Here is an 18,290-nt window from a genome sequence, read left to right as displayed (position 1 = left end):
AGGAGCGTGGTCGACGTGCCGTGCTCGCCGAGTCCCGTGCCGTGGGCCAGATCTCCTGCGATGACAACCAGAAGCAGTTCAAGGGCATCTTCACGCGGTACTTCGCCCACCTCACCACGGCGACGAACTCCGCGGCCTGCTGGGCTGCCGACCGCGACGCGCTCAACCGAACCGGTGCGCCCGGGCAAGTTGCCCAGGCGCACTCGCCTGACCGCCCACCCCCTGCACCGGGAGGTCTCAATGTCGAGAATCGCCCTGCTCGCGTCCCTGCTCGTGTCCGCACTCGTCGTGGCGGCACCGCCGGAGTCGGCAGCCGTTGCGCCACCGGTGGTTCAGCCCACCGCGGAGTGCGACAACTACTGCGACAACCGCGACCCTTCACTGCCGCCCAGCGCACGGCGCTCCCCCTACCGGCCCGGCACCACCGCGCCGACGACCAGCAGCCCGCCGTCCACGGGAAACGCCGCGCCGGCAGCAGCGGCCGTCATCTGCAACAGGTACTGCGACGCCCGCGACCCCGCCCTGGCACCGGCGGACCGGCACGCCCAGACCGTCACCGTCGGCGGGCGCCGGATCTCCCTGCACTTCAACGACACCGACGCGATGGGCTGGGCGGCGATCTCCGCCGCCGGGCAGGGCGACGAGGTGTGGCTGGACCGGTCGTTCGACGCCGGGGAGAGCTGGGGTTCCGGCTCCAGGCTCGGCAACACGGCGGTCCCGGCCGGCTTCGGCGACTGGCGCACGATGATGTTCAACGTGGACGACTGGGCCGGCTACGGCGTCGGTCTGCTGCGCGCGTGCGGCCGGCCGGGCGGGTCGTCCACGATCGCGTGCACCAGTTGGTTTCGCACGACGTGGAACGCCGGTGACCGCCGGACAGCCGCGGCGACGGCGTTGATGGAGCGCTACAACCTCGGCAACGGCCTGTTCGACACGACCAGCTGGTGGAACTCCGCCAACGCGCTCACCGCGATCATCGACAACATCCGGGTGACCGGGATGCCCAGCTACCGCTACGCCATCGCCCGCACCTACGACCTCAACCTCCCGGCCTGGCAGGGCAACTTCATCAACGACTACAACGACGACATCGCCTGGTGGGGCCTGGCCTGGCTGGCCGCCTACGACCTGACCGGCGACAGCAGGTACCTGAACACCGCCAGGGCCGGCGCGGACCACATCTTCCGGTACTGGGACTCGGTGTGCGGCGGCGGTGTCTGGTGGAGCTCGGCCCGCAACTACAAGAACGCGATCACCAACGCGCTGTACGTGCAGCTCAACGCCGCCCTGCACAACAGGATCCCCGGCGACACCCGCTTCCTGCAACGCGCCAGGACCGGCTGGACCTGGTTCCTCGACAGCAAGATGATCAACAGCGCCAACCTGGTCAACGACGGCCTGACCGCCACCTGCACCAACAACGGCTTCACGCCGTGGAGCTACAACCAGGGTGTTCCGCTCGCCGCGCTGACGGAGCTGCACCGGGCCACCGGTGACGCGAGCCTGCTCGCCAAGGCGCGCTCCCTCGCCGACGCCTCGACCAGCAGCGGCTTCCTCAACCCCGGCGGCATCCTGTTCGACGACGGTGGCGGCGGAGATGTCCCGTCCTTCAAGGGAATCTACGTCCGGGGTCTGGCCGCGCTGAACCGGGCGCTGGCGGACCGCCCGTACACGAGCTATCTGCGGCGCCAGGCGGACACCGCCCACGCACGGGACCGCTCCAGCGCCGACTCCTACGACCAGCCGTGGGCAGGGCCGTTCCAGCGCAGTGACGCTGCCCGGCAGCACAGCGCGGTGGACCTGATGAACGCCGCCGGCTGATTTCCCAGGCACAGCAACGGAGATCTCGTTCGCCGTCGAATTGAAACGTTACAACCATGGCTGGAGACAGTTGATGCGCACAGCCGGTCTGATGAGTGCTTTGCTGCTGGTGGGTCTCTCGACGGCACCGCTGCCCGTCGCGGCCCAACCCGGAACCCCGCCACTGCCCGCCGCCCTGGCCGCGGTGGCGGCACCACCCGGTGCCGTCGAGGCGCTGAACCTCTCACCGACGTCCCGGACGGTGCGGCCGGCCGCCGTGCAGGGCACCTCCGGTTCGGTCGCCAACCCGCAGAACGTCCTGTCCGGGCAACCGACCCGGCTGTCCGGCACGAACTCGTCGATCACGCTCGACTTCGGCAAGGAGGTCGGCGGGATCGCCACGCTCTCCTTCGGCGCCACCAGCGACGGTCAGCGGGTCGGACTGGCGTTCACCGAGTCGTCCCTCCACATCGGACGATCCAGTGACGCCAGCAGTGGCGGCAACGCCGACGGCGCGCTCTACGGCAACGCCCCCACGAACGGCACGTACGTGATGCCCTCAGCGAGACTGCGGGGCGGATTCCGTTATCTGACGGTCTTTCTGAACACGAGCGGCTGGGCGGATCTCACCGGCGTCTCGCTGAACTTCACCGCCGCACCGGGCAAGTCGAACCCCGCGGACTACGCGAACTACTTCTACTCCAGCGACAACCTGCTCAACCGGATCTGGTACGCCGGTGCGTACACCGTGCAGACCAACGTCATCGCGTCCAACCAGGGCCGGGCCTGGCCTCCGCCACAGTCCGAGTGGGACAACGGCGCGACCGCCGGGGTCGGCAACTCCGTCCTGGTCGACGGCGCGAAACGGGACCGGACCGTCTGGCCGGGCGACCTCGGCATCGCGGTCCCGACCGCCTACGCGTCGATGAACGAGCTCGAAGCCACCCGCAACGCACTGACCACCATGTACAACGCGCAGGACGGGAACGGGGAGATCCCCTGGTCCGGCCCGCCGTTCAACCTCAAGGGCTCGGACACCTACCACACGTGGACCCTGCACGGCACGGCGTTGTACTACAACTACTCCGCCGACAGGGCCTGGCTCGACTCGGTCTGGGAGCGCTACACGCGCGGGATGCAGTTCATCATCGCCAAGATCGGCGGCAGCAACCTGCTCACCGTGACCCGCACCCAGGACTGGGCCCGCGCCGGCCAGGGCGGGGAGAACGTCCAGGCGAACGCGTTGCTCTACGCGGCCCTCACCGGTGGCGCCACCCTCGCGAACGTCAAGGGGGACAACGCACTGGCGGCGAGCTACACGAGCAGGGCCGCGGCGTTGAAGACCGCGGTGAACTCCCGCCTCTGGGACGCGAACGCGGGCATGTACCGCGACAACCCCACGAGCAACCTCCATCCGCAGGACGGCAACGCGCTCGCGGTCTGGTACGGCCTGACCGACTCAACGGCGAAGAACACCGGCATCACCCAGAAGCTCAGCACTCGCTGGAACTCTTTCGGTGCAACCACTCCCGAGTGGGGCGGCAACGTGCACCCGTTCACCGGCGGCATGGAGGTGCACGCGCACTTCACCGCCAACAACGACTTCACCGCCCTCGCCCAGATGCGCCGCACGTGGGGCTACATGCTGGACAGCCCGATCGGCACGAAGAGCACGTTCTGGGAAGGCATCAACGCCGACGGTGGCCTCGCCTACGGCGGGTCGTTCATGAGCCTTGCGCACGGCTGGTCGAGCGGCCCGACCTCGGCCCTGACCTTCCACGTGCTCGGCACCGCGCCGGAACCCCAGGTGGGCCAGTACCGCTTCGTGCCGCACCCCGGTGACCTCACGAGTGCCGAAGGCCGCATCACGCTGCCCCAGGGTCAGCTCAACGCCGCCTGGTCCCGCAATCCCGGCGCGGGCACCTACACCGCCCGGCTCACCAGTCCCGGCAACACGACAGGCCGCATCGGTGTGCCGAAACTCAGCGGCACCACCGTGTCGGTGTCGGTCAACGGTGCCGTCGTGTGGAGCAACAACACCTTCACGCCCCGGCCGGGCATCGGCGGAGCCACCCAGGACGACACCCACATCTACCTCACCGGCGTCGCCCCCGGCACCTACGACGTGACCGCCACCGGACTCGGCAACCCGACCGCTCCCCCACTCCCCATCTCGGGTGAGCTCCCGGCCGGGTACACGCACTGCGCCACCGAGAACGGCCGGTGCACCTTCACCGGCACCCGCAACGTCGCCTACGGCGCAGGCAGCCACACGTTCAAGACCGCGACGTCCGGTATCTCCTGCGCGAACGACGCGTTCGGTGCCGACCCGGCCGCGAACGTCGCCAAGTCCTGTTACGTCGCACCGCTCGGCGCCCCGGCCGGATACACGGAGTGCGCGGCCGAGAACGGCACCTGCACCATCACCGGCTACGGCCGCAACGTCGCCTACGGTGCGAACGGTGCCTTCATCTACCGGGTGTTCAGCTCCACCACCCAGTGCACCAACGCCGTCTTCGGTGATCCGATCGGCGGCGTCGCGAAGTCCTGTTACGTCGCAACGGCCGGCCCGCCCGCAGGAGGATGGAGCCAGTGCGCGGGCGAGGGCGGCACATGTCCGGCGGTCAACGGCCAACCGGTGGCCTACGGGGCGTATGGCGCGTTCCGGTACGTCAACGCCACCGGAAACACCTCGTGCGCGAACGGGTCGTTCGGCGGCGATCCGATTCCCGGTGAGGCCAAAGCCTGCTACACCAGGAACGGCAGCCCTCCCGGCTACTCCACGTCGTGCGCGGGCGAAGGTGCCACGTGCGGATTCTCCGGGCAGCGCACAGTCGCCTTCGGCGCACGAGGTGCGTTCGTCTACCGGTCGTTCACAGGAGGCACGGCCTGCACGGCCGCCGCGTTCGGCACCGACCCGCTGAACGGGGTCGCGAAGACCTGCTACCTGACCCCGTAAAACACCGGCCAGTTGCGCAGTGCGGCATCGACCAGCTCCTGGAGCTCCTCCCGGCTCACACCGCTGGCCGCCTGCACGGCGATGCCCGCCTGCAGGGTGTGGACATAGCGGCTGAGGAGGCCCGCGTCCGTCTCCGGCGGAAGGTCGCCTTCCTCGACGGCCCGCTGGAGCCGCTCGTGGATGCGGGCGTGCCCGTCGTTGCGCCAGTCGACGAGGAGTTTGCGGACCTCACGCCCGGAGTCGCCGGTGGCGAGGGCGCCCTGCACGCCCAGGCACCCCTGGGGCTGCGCCGGGCGAGTGGTCGTCTGGACGGTGCCGTTCAGCAGCGCGGTGACGACACCGAGGGCGGTCGGTTCCGTCAAGGCCTGGATCGCGTAGGCGCTCTGACCTTCGTCGTAGCGCTCCAGCGCCTTGCGGAACAGCTGTTCCTTGTTGCCGAAGGTCGCGTACATGCTGGCCGTGGAGATGCCCATGGCGTCCGTCAGGTTGTTCAGGCTGGCGCCTTCGTATCCCTGCTCCCAGAAGACGCGCATGGCGCGCTCGAGCGCCTCGTCGGGGTCGAACCCTCGAGGTCGTCCGGTAGCGCGGCGCGGTGTGGTCCCCACGACCACAGCCTACCTCTTTTGAACCGATCACTGCAGAACGTGCTACGGTCACGTTCTGCATCGATCGCTCCAGAAGTGGTCGGCGTCGCGCACAGAAGAGGTATCCGATGTCCGACAGTGATTTGCGCTCGTTCTACCTGCGCTACATCGATGCGATCAACGCGCACGAGACCGATCGCATGGACCAGTTCATCAACGACCGCACCACGTTGAACGGCGAGCCTGCCACCCGCGAGGACATCCTCGCGGTGCAGAGGGCAGACGTCGAAGCGGTTCCGGACCTGCACTGGGAACTCGAGGAACTGCTCTTCGACGGCGACCGGCTGGCCGCGCGTCTCGTCAACACGGGCACCCCGGTGAAGGAATGGCTCGGCGTGGCACCGACCGGTGCCTCGTTCGAGATCGCCGAGTTCGCCGTCTACCAGGTCCGGGACGGGCGCTTCATCCACATGACGGCCCTGCACGACGCCGCCGAACTCCGCCGCCAGCTGACCGCCTGACTTCCAGTCGCACCGCCCGCTCACGCCACGTACTCCGAGAGGAAGAGCATGACCATCACACTGATCACCGGGGCCAACAAGGGCATCGGTCACGAGACGGCGAAACAGCTTCAGGCGCTGGGCCACGTCGTCTACATCGGCGCGCGTGACGTCGAGCGGGGAGAGAAGGCCGCGGCGGACCTGGGTGCGCGGTTCGTACAGCTCGACGTGACCGATGACGCGTCGGTGAGCGCCGCGCTGGCGACCATCGGCGCGGCCGAGGGACGGCTGGACGTCCTGGTCCACAACGCGGGCATCCTCGCCAACGAGGCCCTCGACGGCCCCGCGGCCCTGCGCGCCTTCGACACCAACGCGGTCGGGATCGTACGCGTCACGGAGGCGGCGCTTCCCTTGCTGCGCAAGTCTTCGAATCCCACGGTGGTCACGGTGTCGAGCAGCATGGGGTCGTTCTGGGCGGTGACCAACCCCGAACGGGCCGAGTACCAGTTGCCGCTCGCGCTCTACGCCGCGTCCAAGGCGGCGGCGACCATGTTGACGGTCCAGTACGCCAAGGCCCACCCAGGCATCAAGTTCAACGCGGTCGAGCCCGGCCCGACCGCCACCGACATGACCGCGGCGTTCGGAATCGGGCGGGCCGTGCAGGACAGCGCCAAGGTCGTCGTGCGTCTGGCGACGCTCGGCCCGGACGGTCCTACTGGAACGCTGCAGGACGAAGCCGGCGAACTGCCTTGGTAGAAGGCTGACCCGGCGCGCTGTTCGGACTGAGGACGGCCGCCGCGTCAGCGGCGGCGCAGGGCGGGCTGCGCGAGTTCGGGCGGCAAGTACGCCACGTCGATCGGGCCGACGTCGGTCTGGCGTTCCCAGATCGGGCCGACCTCCTCGAGGCTCTCGCCCTGTACGGAAACGAAGACCGGCTCGGTCGTGATCGTGGTGCCGTTCTCCTTGCGGGTGGTGGGCTCGCCGGCCACGACGGGCTCGTCGGCTCCGGGGACGTCGTAGGCCATGACGCGGAAGCCGTTGTCGGCGACGACCTCGCCGAACACCACGTTCTTGGCGCCGGGCATGCCGAAGTCGGCGCAGGTGGCGACGGTGATCTGGCCGTGGAGGTTCAGGTGCCCCGCTTCCCCGCCACCACAACGGGTCCGAGCAGCGCGACGTTCTCCGCGGCCGGCGCGTCGAGCAACGCGGTGTGACCTAGGCGAGGTCCTCGGCCTGCAGCTCGGCCCGCGACGACACCCCGAGCTTGCGCAGCACCCGCGCCGCGTGCTGCTCGACGGTCCGCGGCGACAGGAACAGCACGTCGGCGATCTTGCGGTTGGTGTGCCCTGCGACCAGCAGCCGCGCGACCTCCTGCTCGCGCGGCGACAGCTCGTCGCCGTACCCGCGCCTGCCCCGCCGCGACGGTTTGCCACCGCCGATGCTGCGCAGCTGGTGCCGGCAGCGGGCCGCGTCCCTGGTCGCGCCCAGGCCGTCGAACGTGTCGACCAGCGACGACAGGATCTCGGCCGCCTTCTCCTGGTCGGACGACAGCAGACAGGCTGCCTCGCGTTCGGCGACCAGCGCGGTGAAGTAGGGCGCGGGCAGCGCCGAGTACCGGTCGGCGGCCTCGCGGAAGAGCGACACGGCCGGATCGAGCTGACCGCGTGCCTCGGCGAGCAGGCCGCGGGACCAGGCCAGGGCGGCGAACGCCATCGGGGCGTCGCGGTTCTCGATCCCCGCGGCGATCTCCTCGATCAGCGTCTCGGCGTCGGTCTCGCGCCCGGCCGCGAGGAACGTGGCCACGGCGACCGGGCCGAGCTCGGTCGCCCACACCCACACGCCCTTGGTGCGCACGATCGCCAGGCCGCGGTCGACGTCCACGCAGGCACGGGTGATCTCGTCCTGGGCCAGCATCGTGCGGGCGAGCGCCGCGCAGCCCGCGATGGCGACCGGGACGATCGACTCCTCGGGGGCGAACGCGCCGGTCTCGGTGAGGTAGCTGGTCGCCTCCGCCCACTCCCCTCGTGCCGTCGCCAGCGAGCCCAGGATCAGGCACAGCTCGCTGGCCAGCGGGAACAGGTCGCGGTACTCGTCGAGGAGGGTCTGCGCGCGTTCCGCGAGGCCCTCCCAGTCGCCGGTCAGCCAGTCCAGGCGGGCCTTCGTCGCGTGGGCGGTGCTCGCGGTGAACGGGGCGCCGCACTCGGCGGCGAACCGCAGGCCGTCGCGCAGCAGGTCGGCGCACCGGCGCAGGTGACCGGTCGTGGTCATGGCGTCGGCGAGGTTGCAGTGGGCGCGGGCGAGCTGACGGAGTTCGCCGGACGTGGTCGCGGGCCGGAACCCCCACTCGGCCAGCACCGACGGGTCGCCCGTGTGCATCTTGGAACCGACCTCGTTGGCGTACAACGCCATCTTCTGCTCGGGATCGGTCTCGGCCGCACGCGTCCTGCTGACCCGGTCGAGCCACGGCTGGACCTCGCTCATCGGGGTCATGCCCAGGTAGGACAGCCCCAGCACGGCCTCGCCGCGCGCCGCCAGGTCGGGGCACTCGGTCAGATCGGCGACCGCGCGTTCGAGCTCGGAACGGGCCTCCTCGATCCCGCCGGCCTGACGGATCAGCAGCACACCCCGGTAGTGCCGGACCTGCCCGCGCGCGGCGGTCGACAGGCGGCGGTCGGACAGCAGGCGTTCCAGCGCCTCGGTCGGATCCAGCTGGTCGAGGCCCTGGTGGGCGATCTGGCCGAGCTTGATCGCGAGCCGGTCGACGTCGGCCGCGGGCACGCCGGGGTCGAGCAGCAGCCGTTGCAGCAGGGCGGTGGCCGTGCCCGCGTCGCCGTTCTCGACGGCCCTGTCGGCGGCGGCCTCGCCGTAGTGCAGCCACCGGGACGTGAGCCCGGCGCGTTCGCTGTGCTCGGCGAGCTGGACCAGCGGGCGCGGTTCGACCTGGTCGAGCACCTCGACCGCGCGGTGGTGCAGCTCCTGGCGGTCCGGTCCGCTCAACGTGTCGTAGACGGCCTGCTGGGCCAACGCGTGCCGGAAGCCGTACCGCCGTGCGTCGACCTCGTGCAGAACATGGCCCGTCAACGCGTGCGTCAGCGCAGCACGACTCTCGCTGATCTCGGCGACCTCACCGAGCAGTTCGAGCGACGCGGGCGCGCCCAGCACGGCGGCGGCCTGGACCAGCCGCGTGGCGGCGGCGGGCAGCGCGGCCAGGCGCTCGGCGATGGCGTCCCGCAGCAGGACCGGCACGTCCACGTTGTCGAGCAGCCGTCGGGCCGTGGCACCGTCCGCGTGCACAGCGCCCGCGGGATTTCGCAACGCCCGCAACGTTTCCTCGACCACGAACGGGATGCCCGCCGTGCGCTCGTGCAGCTTGGCCGCGAACTCCGCCGACACGGGCTCGCCGTCGAGGATCGCGGACGTCAGCGCCCGCACCTCGGCCACGTCGAGCGGTTCGAGCTCGAGCAACGCGCTGGTGATCCCGGTCGGCGGCCGGTACGCCGACCCCAGCGGCACGCCACCAGGCACGTCCTCGCGCCGGTAGGTGACCACGATGGACAGGTTCGCCGGCGGATCCCCCATCAGGAACCGCAGCAGCTGCCGCGACCCGTCGTCGGCCCAGTGCAGGTCCTCCACGACCAGCAGCACCGGCCCGAGCACGCCGATCAGCTCGCGCATCGCCCGGAACAGCCGGTGCCGGTCGGCCCTCGGGTCACCGGTCGGGGGAAGTGGCGGCGGCAGGTGCCCGGCGAGCTCCGGCAGCAGCGAACCGAGCACACCCGACACCGGGCTGAGCTTCGAATGGTTGCGCGCCAGGCGATCCGTGCAGTCGCGCAACGCTTCCAGCACCGCCCCGTACGGGAACGGCTCCCCCACCGGCTGGCAGTGGCCCATGAGGACGGAGATCGGCCCCAGGTCGGCGTCCAGGAGCTCGCGCACCAGGCGTGACTTCCCGACGCCCGCCTCACCCTCGATCATGATCACCGCGGGCTGGCTCGGCACGGCGGCGCGCAGCGCGCCGAGCTGGTCACCTCGCCCCACCAGCACCGGCGAGCTGGTGCGCATCAGTCCGCCGGGGTCGCAGCGCCGCGCCCTGGACTTCGGTGTCCGGCTCATCCGCACCGATGTTAGGCGAAAGACGGGTATCCCTACGTAGAGATATCCGGATTGTTCGCCGTTCCCGCTCGCCCGATGGTGATCCGCACGTGGTCGCCCACCCCTGCCGAGGCGACCGGAGAACGGAGATCCAGAGATGCGACTTGACCGCACAACACGCGTGCTCGCGGCGACGGGCATCGGCCTGGCCGTCGCGGCGGCGGTGAGCAGCCCTGTTTCCGCTCAAACGGGTTCGATCCAGCAGTCCGCCCAGCCCGTCGCGGGCAGCTACATCGTCGTGTTCAAGGACGGTGCCAGCGACGTTCCCACCACCAACGCCAAGGCGCTCGACCTCGCCCGCAAGCACGGCGGCAAGGTCAGCAACACCTACGTCGCGTCGGTGCGCGGCTTCGCGGTGAAGCTGGACGAGGCGGCGGCGCGCAGGCTCGCGACCGACCCGTCGGTGGCCTACGTGCAGCAGGACGGCTGGGCGCGGATGTCCGACACCCAGACGAACCCGACGTGGGGCCTGGACCGGATCGACCAGGCGAACCTGCCCGTGGACGCGAAGTACACCTACCCGAACACCGCGTCGAACGTGACCGCGTACATCCTGGACACCGGGATCTACAAGGCGCACACCGAGTTCGAGGGCCGCGCCAAGGACGGCTACGACTTCATCGACAACGACGCGGACGCCTCGGACTGCCAGGGCCACGGCACGCACGTCGCCGGCACGGTCGGCTCGAAGACGTACGGCGTGGCGAAGAAGGTCAACCTGGTCGCGGTCCGCGTGCTCGACTGCTCCGGCAACGGCCAGTACTCGCAGATCATCAAGGGCATCGACTGGGTCGCGCAGAACGCGAAGAAGCCGGCCGTGGCGAACATGAGCCTCGGCGGCGGCGCGGACTCCACTGTGGACAACGCGGTGAAGCGCGCGATCGCGGCGGGCGTGACGTTCGGCCTGGCGGCGGGCAACAACAACGGTGACGCCTGCCAGACCACCCCCGCGCGCGTGCCGGAGGCCATCACGGTGGCCGCCAGCGACTCGGCCGACAAGCGCTCGATCTACACCGGCGGCCAGGCGTCGAACTGGGGTTCGTGCGTCGACCTCTTCGGCCCCGGCTCGAACATCACCTCCACCAAGAACGGCGGTGGCACCACGTCGATGGGCGGCACCTCGATGGCCACCCCGCACGTCGTGGGTGCCGCCGCGCTGTACGTGTCCGCGAACCCGTCCGCGACCCCTGCCCAGGTTCGCGACGCGCTGGTGAACAACGCCACGACCGGCAAGATCACCGACCTGCAGGGCTCGCCGAACAAGCTGCTCAACATCAGCTTCATCGGCGGCGGTGGACCCGACCCGGAGCCGTGTGCCGCGGCCACCAACGGGGACGACGTGTCCATTCCGGACAACAACACCGCGGTGACCTCCTCGGTGAGCGTGACCGGCTGCACCGGCAAGGCCTCGACCGCCACCTCGATCAAGGTCGACATCAACCACCCCTACACCGCTGACCTGGCCATCGACCTGGTCGGTCCGTCCGGTGCCACCTACAGCCTCAAGAAGGCGCGTGGCACCACCTCCACCGGCGGCGTGCACGAGACCTTCACGGTCGACGCCTCCGCGGAGAACCGCAACGGCACGTGGAAGTTGCAGGTGACCGACGTCTGGACCTACGACGCCGGGAACATCGACACCTGGACCCTGACGTTCTGACGACGCCCGGAAGGACTTCCCATGCACCGCACCACCTGCGGGCTCGCCGTTCTCGCCATCGCCTCCTCCCTGCTGGTCACCCCGGCTCAGGCGGCTGAGGCGGACTTCGTCAAGGCCCGCAACCCCGCGGCCGGCGGCAGCTTCATCGTCTCGCTCAAGCCGGGCGCCGCCATCCAGGCGTCGTCCCAGGCACTGACCCAGAAGTACGGCGGCAACCTCGACGCCGTGTTCTCCCACGCCATGCGCGGTTTCCAGGTCAAGAACCTGACCGAGGCCGCCGCGCGGAGGCTGGCGGCCGACCCCGCCGTCAAGGCCGTCTACCAGGACGGCACCGCGCGGGCGCTCGACGTGCAGGACAACCCGACGTGGGGCCTGGACCGCGTGGACCAGGTCTCGCTGCCGCTGGACAAGAAGTACAACTACCCCGGCGGCGGCGCGTCGAACGTGACGGTCTACATCACCGACACGGGCGTGAAGACCGGGATCGCCGACTTCGAGGGACGCGCGTCCGTGGGCGCCGACTTCATCGAGGACGGCCAGAACGGCCAGGACTGCTCGGGTCACGGCACGCACGTGGCGGGCACGGTGGGCTCGAAGACCTACGGCGTGGCGAAGAAGGCCAAGCTGGTCTCGGTCCGCATGCTCGGCACGAGCTGCACCGGCAACGGACCCGACTCGGCGGGTGTCAAGGCCATCGAGTGGATCACGGCGAACGCGCAGAAGCCCGCCGTGGTCAACGCCTCCTGGACCTTCGACACCGCCGACATCGGCAACGACGCCATCGCCGGCATGGTCGCCTCCGGCGTGCAGATGGCGGTCGCGTCGGGCAACAGCTCGACCGACGCCTGCTCCACCGGCCCGGCGAAGATCTCGTCGCTGATCACGGTGAACGCGACCTCGTCCAACGACGCGCGTGCCTCGTTCTCGAACTACGGCACCTGCACGGACATCTTCGCGCCGGGTGACAACATCACCTCGCTCGGGCTGAACGGCGGCAGCACCACCATGTCCGGCACGTCCATGGCCACCCCGCACGTCGCGGGGGTCGCGGCCCTGTACCTGTCGGCCAACCCGTCCGCGAGCCCACAGGCCCTGCGCGACGCACTGGTGAACGGCGCCACCTCCGGCAAGGTCACCAACCCGGGTTCCGGTTCGCCGAACAAGCTGCTCTACAGCGGTTTCATCGGCGGAGGGCCCGACCCGCAGTGCGGTCCCGGCACGAACGGTGACGACGTGTCCATTCCGGACGCAGGCGCCGCCGTCTCGTCGTCGGTGACGATCTCGGGCTGCACCGGCAACTCCACGGCCTCGGCAACCGTCAAGGTCGACGTCAACCACACCTACACCGGCGATCTGGCCGTCGACCTGGTCAGCCCGTCCGGCAAGACGTACGTCCTCAAGAAGGCCGGCGGGGCTTCGTCTTCCGCCGGCATCCACGAGACGTACACCGTCGACCTGTCTTCGGAAGCACGCAACGGCACCTGGAAGCTGCAGGTGAAGGACGTCTACACCTACGACGTCGGCAACATCGACACCTGGACCCTCACGGTCTGATTGTCGCGCAACAAAAGAGCCCCGGAGCCTGCTGATGCCGGCTCCGGGGCGCTTCCCTGTTCCCCTGGAGGGGGTCTAGCGGGTGACGGTCAGCGTGAACGTCGTCGTGCCGGTCTTCCCGTCGGCCGAGGTGGCCTTGATGGTGATCGGGTAGGTGCCGGGCGGGGTGGAGAAGTTGGTGAAGACCCAGACGTTGCTGCTGCCGTTCTGGCCGATCGTGGCCGGGTTGAACGAGAGCTGCGCGCCGGTGGGCACACCGGACGCGGTGAGCGTCAGGTTCCCCGTGCCACCGCTGGCCTTCACGACGGTCTGGCCGAGCAGGCCCTGCTTGACGGTGGCGGACGACGGCGACGCGGTCACCGTGACCTCACCGGTCGGCGGTTCGCTGCCCTCGACCGTCAGCGACACCGTGGTGGTGGCGGTCTTCCCGCCCGCGTCGGTGCCGATGACCGTGACGGTCGAGGTGCCGGCGGTCGCGGTGCCGGACACGTCCAGCGTCAGCTTGGACGAGCTGCCCGCGCCGACCGAGGTCGGCTGGAACGTGGCCTTCACGCCACTGGGCACACCGCTTGCCGACAGGGTGATCGTCTGACCGTCGCCGTTGGACGAGATCGTCGTGGAGACGTACTTGCCCTTGGCCGCCTTCACACTGCTCGGCGATGCGCCCAGCGTGAAGTCGCCCGGCTGCGGGTCGCCACCACCGGTGACGGTCAGCGAGTACTTGCCGGACGCGGTCTTGCCGCTCGACGTCGTGCCCGTGATCGAGACCTCGTAGGTGCCGTTCGGTGCCGAGGTGGTGGCGTCGAACGTGACCTTGGCCGAGTTGCCGGTGGTCACCGACGTCGGCTGGAACACGGCCTTCACACCGCTGGGCAGACCGGACGCGGACAGCGTGGCGTTCTCCGCGCCACCCGAGCCGGCGGTGGTGTTGATCGCGGCCGACAGCGTCTTGCCCGCCGCCACCGAACCGCTGCCCGGCGCGACGGTCAGCCCGAAGTCACCGACCGGGGGCTGCTCGCCGACCTCGGTCTTGACCCAGTCGCCCATCTCGTTGTCCAGGCGGCCGTAGACCGAGTACCACTTGAAGTCCGACCGGCTCCACGACGCGACGCCGTAGATCTTGCCGTCGAAGATCAGCGGGCCGCCGCTGTCACCGGGCAGGATCGAGATCCGGCCGTCGGAGTACCCGGCGCAGATCATGGTCGCCGACTTGAAGCCCGCGCCGACGCCCTGGCAGACGCTGTCGCCGTTGACGACCGGCAGGCTCGCCTTGTCGAGGGTGACGTCCGCCGAGTTGTCGTTGAAGTCCTTCTTGCCGTAGCCGAAACCGAGGCCCGTCTTGCCTGGCGCCGCACCGCCGGAGTCCGCCGAGGTGGCGAACTTCGGGTACGCGGCACCGCCCTTGAGCGCGATGTCGCGGTCCACGGTCACGACGGCGACGTCGAAGCCCTGGTCGAAGTTGACGTACTTCGGGTGCTTCTTGTAGCTGACGACGTTCACGGCGAACCCGGTGCCGTTGCCGTTGTTGTAGTCCTTGAGGTCGTCGAGCCCGTAGACGAACTTCTTCTCCCCCTGGGCGTCCGCGCAGTGCGCCGCGATGAGGATCTTGCGCGGTGCCACGACGGTGCCGGTGCAGGTCTGACCCTGCGGCCGGGTGCCACCGGCGCGGATGCCCGCGATGATGCCGGGGAACTCGCTCACGGTGGCGTTCTGCCCGCCGACGAACATGGGCGAGGCGTCACCGAGGTTCGCGGGGACGGTGTCCCCCAGGTAGTTCGCCGCAGGGGCGTTCGGTGGCGCGGCGTTCGCGATGCTGACGGGTGCCAGCACCGTGGCCGCGACCAGGGCCAGCAGGCCCCAGGACCGTGGTGTTCTCGTCACGTTGGTTCCTCTCGGAGATCAGGAACGTCCACCTCAGGGCAGGGACGGCGGGCGTTCGCTGCGATCACTGTCGGAGGCGTGCACGTGCGGAACAATCAGGGTCCGCATCCGTAGGGGTACGGAACTTTCTCCCTACGCCCTGCGGAAGATCGTGATGGAGTGGCCCACGACGTCGATCGGCGCGCTCGTGTCGATCAACGCCATCAGGGCTTCGTCGGCCTTGGCGATGGCCGTGTTGGACACGACGAGCAGCCCGTGCACCTGGTCCTCCGGCACCCCGCGCGGATCCTCGGCGTGGATCCCGTAGTGCTCGGGCACGCCGGCGCCCTTGTAGACGAGCCACATGCGTTCAGCGGGGTAACGCTTCAGCCGCTCGGCCAGTCTGCCGAGGTCCTGGCCCCAGTCGACGTTGGAGTCGTGCAGGTGCAGGTGGGTCTTCGACGGGCCGCCGAACACCTCGTTGGAGTACGGCAGGTAGTACGGGAACGTCCACAGTGAACTCGCGGCGACCAGCGCGACCGCGAGCGCGGCCCAGCGGCGGTGCGCGACCACCGCGGCGGCGACGGCGAGGAACATCGGCACGAAGATCGCGTACCGGACGCCGAGGTCGCGGCTGCCGGTCATGGCCACGGCCAGCAGCACGGCCGCGGGTGCCAGCACGTAGGCCGCCGCGGGGCGTTTGACCAGGGCGACTGCACCGGCCGCCCACAGGAGCAGCGCGCCCAGCGGTGTCTTCACCAGCAACGCGGCCGGCAGGTAGTACCAGTGCGAACCCTCGTAGTGCGTGCCGAACAGGTAGCCGCCCCACACCCGGTTCTCGAAGCCGGCCTGCACGCGCATCCCGTCGAGGTAGGGCTCGGGGAACGGCAGCCAGCCGACCGGCGCGGACGGCAGGCCCGGCGGGGACTCCCAGCGCAGCAACGGATCCACGGCGAGGTAGGACACCCACACCACCGCGACCGCGATCAGCGCCACGGCGAGCGCGGCCTTGGCGCGGGCCTGCCAGAACACCAGGAACAGCACCACCGGGACGGCGGCCAGGGTGTTCATCTTCGTGGCCAGCGCCGCGCCGAGGGCCAGTGCGGCGAGCGGCAGGTAGAGCGCCGGGTTGGCGCGTGCCCGCCACACCAGCCAGACCGACGTGAGCACGAACCCGGCCGCCGGAACGTCCAGTGTGGCCAGCGATCCGTGCGCGATGAGGTCGGGCGAGAACGCGTACAGCGCAAGGGCGACGAGCCCGCCCGACCGGTTCGTGATGTCCGCGGCGAACAGGAAGACGACCACGCCGAACAACAGCGTGAGGACGATCATCGGCAGTCTGGCCAGCAGCAACAGCTTGGCCGGGTCGTTGCCCGACTCGTAGAGCAGGTGCCGGCCGAGTTCCGTCTGGTCGCCCTGGAAGGCAGGGTCGAGCCGTGCGTCCGCGAACGCGAGCCCGGTCGCCATGATCAGCTTGCCGAGCGGCGGGTGCTCCGGGTTGTACCGCAGGCTGTGCTGTTCCAGGTAGACGACCGACGCGCCGAGGTAGACCGGCTCGTCGATGGTCGGCGTCTGCTGCACCGCCGTGGTGATCATGGCGATGGCCATCTGGGCCAGGAGCACGGCCGCGGCCAGCCCGAACAGCCACCGCCGCGGTGCCTTGACCCGCACGGGCGGCGGGGACACCTCGGCGGGGCGCTGGATCGTGGCGAGCGACAAGGTCGCGCGTCCTTTCAGATGGGTGAACAACCCGACACTTTCCGAAACGGGGCGCCCGCCGTTTAGGTTGCTCGGCCACTTCCGCTACAGATTGTTGCGAAAGACCCTGTCGGATTTCAGCTACACCTTGTAGCTTTACTGGCCCCCGGACGAGGGAGACCAGCCGTGACCACGCTCAGATCCACCCGCCCCGCGATGGCCGTCCTGGCGGCGTTGGCCGTCACGATCGGCGCTTTGGAAAGCATCCCGTTCCCCGCGCTCCCGCTGTTGCAACGAGAGCTCGGCCTCGACCCGGCCCAGGCCGGCCTGCTGTCCACGACCCTGATCATCACCTCGGCGATCACCATGCCGATCGTCGCCAAGATCGCCGACGACCGCGGCGGGCGGCGGATCCTGCTCGTGCTGACCTGGTGCATCGTGGCCGGGGCGGTGCTGTCGGCGTTCGCCACGTCGTTCCCCGTGATCCTGCTCGGGCAGTTCCTGCAGGGACTGGGCGGCGGCGTGCTGCCGGTGTCGTTCGTGTTGGCACGGCAGCTGTTCAAGGAGACGCCGGTCGCGATCGGCGTGCTCACCGGCCTGTTCACCGTCGGCAGTGGACTGGGTGTGCTCGCCGCCGGACCGCTCGCCGACGCCTTCTCGCGGCAGTGGATGTTCCTGCTCCCGGCACTGGTCGTGGCGGGTGTGGCGATCATCGCGCCGATCGCGCTGCCGGGACCGGTGCAGGTGCGGCGAACCCGGCTGGACTGGCCGGGCGGGGTGTTGCTGGCGCTGGCGCTCGCCACGCTCATGCTGGCCCTTTTCCTGGCGCCGCAAGGACTTGCGGCCGCCGCCGTGCTGCTCGTGCTGACGGCCGCGTTCGGCTTCGGGTGGGTGGTGGTCGAACGTCGTGCCGAACACCCGCTGGTCGATCTCGGTGTCCTGCGGTCGGTGTGGAGGGCGGGTCTCACGTTCGGGGCGCTCGGGGCGAGCTACTCGGCGACGTACTTCCTGGTGCCGCAGCTGCTCTCCGGGTTCGGCGCGACGGCCAGCGAGATCAGCCTGTACCTCTTCCCCACCGTGCTGGTCGCCGTCGTGGTCGGGCCGTTGTCCGGGCTGTTCACGCGGCGGGTGGGCACCAGGACCGCCATGGCCGCCGGGCTGGCGCTCACGGCCGTGGGCACGTTGTTCGTGGCCGGCTGGCACGACGTGCCGTGGCAGATCGCGGTAGGGATGCTGGTGACGCTCGGGCTCGGCGTCGGGACCGCGTCCACGGCCACCTACACGGCCGCGATCTCCTCGGTCGGCGAGCAGGACACCGGTGTCGCTGCGGCCGCGTGCGGGATCGCACGGGCGATCGGTGCGGCGCTGGGCGTCCAGGTCGCGGCGGCGTTGCTCACGACAGGGGCGTCCTTCCGGTTCGGCTTCGTGCTGGCCGCGGTCGTGGCGTTGGCGCCGCTGGTGTTGCTGCGCGGGATCCGGTCACCGGAAACCCGTTTCGGCACGGCGTTGGCGCAGGGCTAGCC

The 18,290-nt window shown here is 69.9% G+C and carries 12 protein-coding genes; 7 read left to right on the top strand and 5 right to left on the bottom strand.

Annotated elements, in window-relative coordinates; genetic code table 11:
• Positions 1–240: 240 nt before the first annotated feature.
• Both ACSHWB_RS33045 and ACSHWB_RS33040 read left to right on the top strand, forming a co-directional pair.
• Positions 241–1,821 carry a glycoside hydrolase family 76 protein gene (locus ACSHWB_RS33045; protein ID WP_439657200.1) on the top strand — a complete coding sequence of 527 codons (1,581 nt, stop codon included), beginning with the start codon at positions 241–243 and terminating at the stop codon, positions 1,819–1,821.
• A gap of 73 nt (positions 1,822–1,894) precedes the next feature.
• Positions 1,895–4,759: an alpha-L-rhamnosidase-related protein gene (locus tag ACSHWB_RS33040; RefSeq protein WP_439657199.1), complete on the top strand. Its 2,865-nt coding sequence runs from the start codon at positions 1,895–1,897 to the stop codon at positions 4,757–4,759.
• On the opposite strand, the gene ACSHWB_RS33035 is transcribed toward ACSHWB_RS33040, so the two are convergent.
• A complete protein-coding gene (locus ACSHWB_RS33035) occupies positions 4,744–5,364 on the bottom strand; it encodes a TetR/AcrR family transcriptional regulator (RefSeq protein ID WP_439657198.1) in 621 nt (206 codons plus the stop codon). The genes ACSHWB_RS33040 and ACSHWB_RS33035 overlap by 16 nt on opposite strands.
• A 107-nt stretch (positions 5,365–5,471) precedes the next feature.
• Between ACSHWB_RS33035 and ACSHWB_RS33030 the strand changes: the two genes are divergently transcribed.
• Positions 5,472–5,864 (top strand): ester cyclase, encoded by a 393-nt coding sequence (locus ACSHWB_RS33030; RefSeq protein WP_439657197.1) that lies wholly within the window; start codon positions 5,472–5,474, stop codon positions 5,862–5,864.
• 48 nt (positions 5,865–5,912) lie between these two features.
• Positions 5,913–6,599, top strand: a complete 687-nt coding sequence (locus ACSHWB_RS33025; protein ID WP_439657196.1) for an SDR family NAD(P)-dependent oxidoreductase — start codon at positions 5,913–5,915, stop codon at positions 6,597–6,599.
• Between the two features lie 44 nt (positions 6,600–6,643).
• Here the strand turns inward: ACSHWB_RS33025 and ACSHWB_RS33020 are convergent, their stop codons facing one another.
• Positions 6,644–6,928, bottom strand: coding sequence for a hypothetical protein (locus tag ACSHWB_RS33020; protein ID WP_439657195.1), 285 nt, complete (start codon positions 6,926–6,928; stop codon positions 6,644–6,646).
• A gap of 130 nt (positions 6,929–7,058) precedes the next feature.
• Complete coding sequence (locus ACSHWB_RS33015) at positions 7,059–9,956, bottom strand: ATP-binding protein (RefSeq protein WP_439657194.1); 2,898 nt, start codon at positions 9,954–9,956, stop codon at positions 7,059–7,061.
• 136 nt (positions 9,957–10,092) lie between these two features.
• Here ACSHWB_RS33015 and ACSHWB_RS33010 point away from each other — a divergent pair, with 136 nt between their 5' ends.
• Together ACSHWB_RS33010 and ACSHWB_RS33005 are read left to right on the top strand one after the other, a co-directional pair.
• Positions 10,093–11,655: a S8 family serine peptidase gene (locus ACSHWB_RS33010; RefSeq protein ID WP_439657193.1), complete on the top strand. Its 1,563-nt coding sequence runs from the start codon at positions 10,093–10,095 to the stop codon at positions 11,653–11,655.
• Positions 11,656–11,676: 21 nt separating this feature from the next.
• Entirely contained in the window at positions 11,677–13,209 is a 1,533-nt protein-coding gene (locus tag ACSHWB_RS33005; protein ID WP_439657192.1) for a S8 family serine peptidase, read from the top strand.
• A gap of 75 nt (positions 13,210–13,284) precedes the next feature.
• Here the strand turns inward: ACSHWB_RS33005 and ACSHWB_RS33000 are convergent, their stop codons facing one another.
• Positions 13,285–15,090, bottom strand: a complete 1,806-nt coding sequence (locus tag ACSHWB_RS33000) for a trypsin-like serine protease (protein ID WP_439657191.1) — start codon at positions 15,088–15,090, stop codon at positions 13,285–13,287.
• Positions 15,091–15,222: 132 nt separating this feature from the next.
• Positions 15,223–16,818, bottom strand: a complete 1,596-nt coding sequence (locus ACSHWB_RS32995; RefSeq protein ID WP_439657190.1) for a phospholipid carrier-dependent glycosyltransferase — start codon at positions 16,816–16,818, stop codon at positions 15,223–15,225.
• Positions 16,819–16,953: 135 nt separating this feature from the next.
• Here ACSHWB_RS32995 and ACSHWB_RS32990 point away from each other — a divergent pair, with 135 nt between their 5' ends.
• Positions 16,954–18,288 (top strand): MFS transporter, encoded by a 1,335-nt coding sequence (locus tag ACSHWB_RS32990; protein WP_439657189.1) that lies wholly within the window; start codon positions 16,954–16,956, stop codon positions 18,286–18,288.
• The last annotated feature ends 2 nt before the right edge of the window (positions 18,289–18,290 follow it).

The organism is Lentzea sp. HUAS TT2 (genome assembly GCF_051853195.1).
In the GTDB taxonomy this organism is placed as follows: domain Bacteria; phylum Actinomycetota; class Actinomycetes; order Mycobacteriales; family Pseudonocardiaceae; genus Lentzea.
Note: the sequence above shows the minus strand (reverse complement) of the source record. Positions and strands in the feature narration are given on the sequence as shown.

Coding starts and splice junctions, on each gene's coding strand:
- ACSHWB_RS33025 (WP_439657196.1), top strand. CDS start 5,913: ATGACCATCACACTGATCACCGGGGCCAACAAGGGCATCGGTCACGAG.
- ACSHWB_RS33010 (WP_439657193.1), top strand. CDS start 10,093: ATGCGACTTGACCGCACAACACGCGTGCTCGCGGCGACGGGCATCGGC.
- ACSHWB_RS33040 (WP_439657199.1), top strand. CDS start 1,895: ATGCGCACAGCCGGTCTGATGAGTGCTTTGCTGCTGGTGGGTCTCTCG.
- ACSHWB_RS33005 (WP_439657192.1), top strand. CDS start 11,677: ATGCACCGCACCACCTGCGGGCTCGCCGTTCTCGCCATCGCCTCCTCC.
- ACSHWB_RS33020 (WP_439657195.1), bottom strand. CDS start 6,928: ATGCCCGGCGCCAAGAACGTGGTGTTCGGCGAGGTCGTCGCCGACAAC.
- ACSHWB_RS33030 (WP_439657197.1), top strand. CDS start 5,472: ATGTCCGACAGTGATTTGCGCTCGTTCTACCTGCGCTACATCGATGCG.
- ACSHWB_RS33015 (WP_439657194.1), bottom strand. CDS start 9,956: ATGAGCCGGACACCGAAGTCCAGGGCGCGGCGCTGCGACCCCGGCGGA.
- ACSHWB_RS33045 (WP_439657200.1), top strand. CDS start 241: ATGTCGAGAATCGCCCTGCTCGCGTCCCTGCTCGTGTCCGCACTCGTC.